This window comes from Oleiphilus sp. HI0043 (assembly GCF_001634935.1).
In genome coordinates this window covers 1-3,880 of record NZ_LWEY01001113.1, presented here as the reverse complement: position 1 = coordinate 3,880, position 3,880 = coordinate 1, and the positions used below count along the sequence as shown (strand labels likewise).

The 3,880-nt window shown below is 38.4% G+C and carries 5 protein-coding genes; all 5 read left to right on the top strand.

The features are described from left to right. Positions 1-643 (top strand): N-acetylneuraminate synthase family protein (locus A3729_RS12385; protein WP_197475830.1); only part of this gene is annotated, 643 nt, incomplete at its 5' end. Continuing rightward, positions 643-1,803: a polysaccharide pyruvyl transferase family protein gene (locus A3729_RS12380; RefSeq protein WP_068633926.1), complete on the top strand. Its 1,161-nt coding sequence runs from the start codon at positions 643-645 to the stop codon at positions 1,801-1,803. The genes A3729_RS12385 and A3729_RS12380, both read left to right, overlap by 1 nt. A 109-nt stretch (positions 1,804-1,912) precedes the next feature. Continuing rightward, positions 1,913-2,998: a hypothetical protein gene (locus A3729_RS12375; protein WP_156497923.1), complete on the top strand. Its 1,086-nt coding sequence runs from the start codon at positions 1,913-1,915 to the stop codon at positions 2,996-2,998. After that, positions 2,983-3,624, top strand: coding sequence for a hypothetical protein (locus A3729_RS12370; RefSeq protein ID WP_068633922.1), 642 nt, complete (start codon positions 2,983-2,985; stop codon positions 3,622-3,624). The genes A3729_RS12375 and A3729_RS12370 overlap by 16 nt, the downstream gene beginning before the upstream one ends. After that, the coding region (locus A3729_RS33945) for a hypothetical protein (protein ID WP_231877428.1) at positions 3,624-3,880 on the top strand (257 nt) is incomplete at its 3' end. The genes A3729_RS12370 and A3729_RS33945, both read left to right, overlap by 1 nt.

Below are 3,880 nucleotides of genomic sequence, written 5' to 3'. Positions count from 1 at the left end.
TCCATTGATCAGAAAGTGTGCTTCAACGGGAAAGCCTCTAATTATGTCAACAGGCGCAGCTACATTACCTGAGATAGAGTTTGCTTTGCAGGTAGCACGGGAAGCTGGTGCAAAAGAGATTAGTTTGCTTCATTGCGTATTGAATTACCCAACACCGATAGACCATGCTCAACTAGGAATGATTACAACGCTAGCTCGAGTATTTCCGGATGTGGTAATTGGGTATTCAGATCATGTGGCTCCTGACGAGACTATTAGTAGTTTAGAGGCCTCTATGCTATTGGGTGCGTGTATTTTGGAGAAGCATTTTACTCATGATAAAACACTTCCTGGAAATGATCATTATCATGCAATGAACAAAGAAGACCTAAGTAGATTTGTTGGTAAGGCAGAACTGTATGCTGAGTTGATATCTGGGGCTTCTAAAGACCTAAGTAAAGAAAGTGCTGCTCGATTAAACGCACGAAGAAGTATTGTTGCGAAAGGGGATATCAAGAAAGGTCAAACAATAACTGAAGATAACTTAATTGCCAAAAGGCCTGCGCATGGTATAAGCCCTATTAACTGGGATTCAGTTGTTGGTAAAGAGGCTCGTGTTGATATTGAAGATGACACTTTAGTTCGCTGGGAAGACATAGTTTGATGGAAAGTATTAATAACGAGCAGCCTTATTATGTAGTTCTGACTGGCTCTAAGAACAATGCTGGTGACTTTTTGATAAAGCATAGAGCATTTAGGCTATTTAGCGATGTGAGACCTGATCGGAAGGTTATTGATCTAAATTCTTGGGAGGCTTTTGACGAGAAAACCTTATCACTAGTCAATAATTCTAAGGCTTTGATATTGTTGGGCGGGCCTGCGTTGCAAAAGAATATGTATCCTGGAATTTACCCATTGACACAAAATTTAGATCAAATTCAAGTACCTATCACTATGATGGGGGTTGGGTGGAAGAGCTTATCAGGGCGGTGGCCAGATACTCGAAATTATGACTTATCTGAAAGCACATTGAGGCTCTTATCGAGAATTGATAAAGATGATCTGCCCGTAAGTGTGCGTGATTACCACACATTGAATGTCCTTAGTACCTCTGGGGTTAGATGTGGCTTGATGACCGGTTGCCCAGCTACTTACGACCTAGAATATGTCGGTTCTAGCTCGCTTGAACAAGAAGAGATTTGTCGAGTTGCTTTTTCACTAGGAGTGGCTTTTTTATATTCAAAATCGTTAAAAAAACAGATGGAGAGCGCAATTCTTTCTACAAAAGCCTTGTTCCCAAATGCCAAGTTTGAAGTAGTCTTTCACCATGGCACAACGGAAAGCTTTTTGAAGACTCCTTCTGCTAAGAAAGAGCACTTAATCGGGCATCAGAAATTTATTACCTGGCTACAAGAAAAGGGCGTAGACTACGTTGATATATCTGGTTCTGCGGAAAATCTTATCGAGTATTATAGTCAATGTGATTTACATATAGGATATAGAGTTCATGCACATATTTTCATGAATAGTATTTCTAAACCTTCTGTTCTAGTAGCGGAGGATGGCCGAGGAAAGGCGTTGAGAGACGTATTTGGCGGCCTGGTTTTAGATGCGTTTGACTCTGTTGGCATGGGAATTGTTGCTCGGATAATTAGAAGACTTAGAATCTTTGACACCTTTCATACAAGCGAGAATTTAGTTTCTGAGTTGAGCGGTGCTATTGAGTATGAAATAAACAATGGACTACCCCGAATTTCACCATCGAGGGGAGTTATAGATTCAAATTTCAGAGTTATGAAAGACTACCTAAAAAGCTTACCTTAGATAATAAACTGGTTGATCTCCCATGCTTTCAGCAAGAAATCTTTACTTCCTATGGAGGCTTCTATACGTCGGACTGAAACCTGGAGCGGTTTTTGTTTCGGCTAAGTTCTTGTCAGCTGAAGTTGCGAACACGCTTTCATTAGCTATCGTTTTGTCAGCTACTTTGATGGCGTCACTATCTTTTGGGTCTTATCGACTGTTGTTTAAGTATGCCGATACAGATAGAGCTAATTATTATGAGGGGGTGAGGATAGGGATATTTCTCTTTAACCTATTTTTGTTGATTGTAATAGCAGTCTTCTTAATACTGTACGAATTCTATCACTATGAAATAATTGTTTTTATCGGCCTTTTCATAATAAGTGAACATATTGTTCATGATGAATCTAGGGTTTACTTATATCAAGGTAATCGAGAAAAGTGGGCTAGGCATAACTTTTTTAGGTCTTTATTTATTATTTTAATACCGCTGGGAGTGCTTATTCAGCCAGAAGTTGATTTAAGTCATTGGATGGTTGTGTTTTTCGTAATAACGTTAATAACGTCAGTCGTTTCTGGTGGGTTATTGAAAGGCAGTGCTCGCCACGGGAAAATTTTGTTTGGTAGCAATTTTTACAAGGAATATTTGCGCCAGTCTAACTATTTTTTATCATCTTTTGTTAGTAAATTTAATCAGCAAAGTGACCGTTATTTGTATGCTTTAATTAGCTACGAGACTCTGTGGATTTATACGTTGATTGCGCAGATCGGGTCTTTGTCGTTGATGTTTTTTGAAATGACCTATATGAGCAACTTTAAGGCAAATATAGTTAAAGATAAGAACTACAGGTTTCAATTTTTGTCTGGGCCTCAGTTAAAGACAATGTCAGGTACAATACTTATTTCAGTTCTGGTATATGCTGTTGCTTGTACTCAGTTAACAGAACTCCAAGAAAGTTTAAATGTAATTTGTTTTGTCGTTTTTGTTGCAATAAATTTGGTGGCTGCGACAAATATGCTGAACTCAGAGAAGTTATTTTGGTACTTAAACAAACCGCGTATATTTACTCGCATAGAGCTTTTTTCTTTTCTATTTGGGCATTTACTCATCGTGCCTATTGTACTTATGTCTGGGTTGATCGTGATCGTAAGAATACCAACACTGTTTGCGTATATATTTAAAATATGGAATGTACGAAAATGTTTAAAAGCTTGAATGAAGTTTGTTACCAATGCGAGCAACTAGATAGCGTTGTTAAGGATATCCGAGATAAGAGTGTGCAATGCTCAAATATCGCAACTATTGAGGGAGACAATAGGTTTTGGAACATTAAAGAAGGGTATTCATCTATTTTTGATGATTTTAAGCTCCTAGCTTCAGATACGTACCAACGAGAGTTGGGGCGTTCGCCAAAAAATATTGTGCTAATGGTAAATCATATCACTGCAGATAACTCGCCAGACGGCAGTGGTGGTGGGTGGCATGTAGACTCTGTGCGTAGTCAATATAAGTTATTCATGTATTTAACTGATTGTACTAAAACTGAAAACGGGCCTCTAACATTATTTACTTCTGGTTCAGTCTGGAAAGATCGACTAGTGATTATTCTTAACTACTTGCGTAGGAATAAGTTTAGATTTACAAACGAAAAAATTTCAGCCTTATCTCATAAAGGGTTCAAGCTAAAACCAGTATTGAAAGAGAAGTGTAATCCATTTTTCGTGAATACATCTTTTATTCATCGTGGGGCAGAAATTACTGAAGGGGAACGGGTTTTGGTGACTGCATACATGTTCGACACTGAGCTTCCTCCTTCAATTGCAAAGAGAGTTGCAGGTTAGTGACGTTAAAGTTTCTCTTAGAACAACTAAGCATTCGTTATTCAAAGGAATTATATTTAGGTTACGGGCGTAGTGACCTATATCATTTTTTGTATGGCTATAAACGTTTCATTATTGAGATTATTCGGTGTTTATTAGCGGTTTTACGCTATCCATGCCGTAAGTCTAGAATTTCAACCGATACGATTTCAGTGTATGCGACAAATAACCAGCGAAAAGCGCTGTCAAGTATAGAGGGGGAGCTTGAGACGAAGCA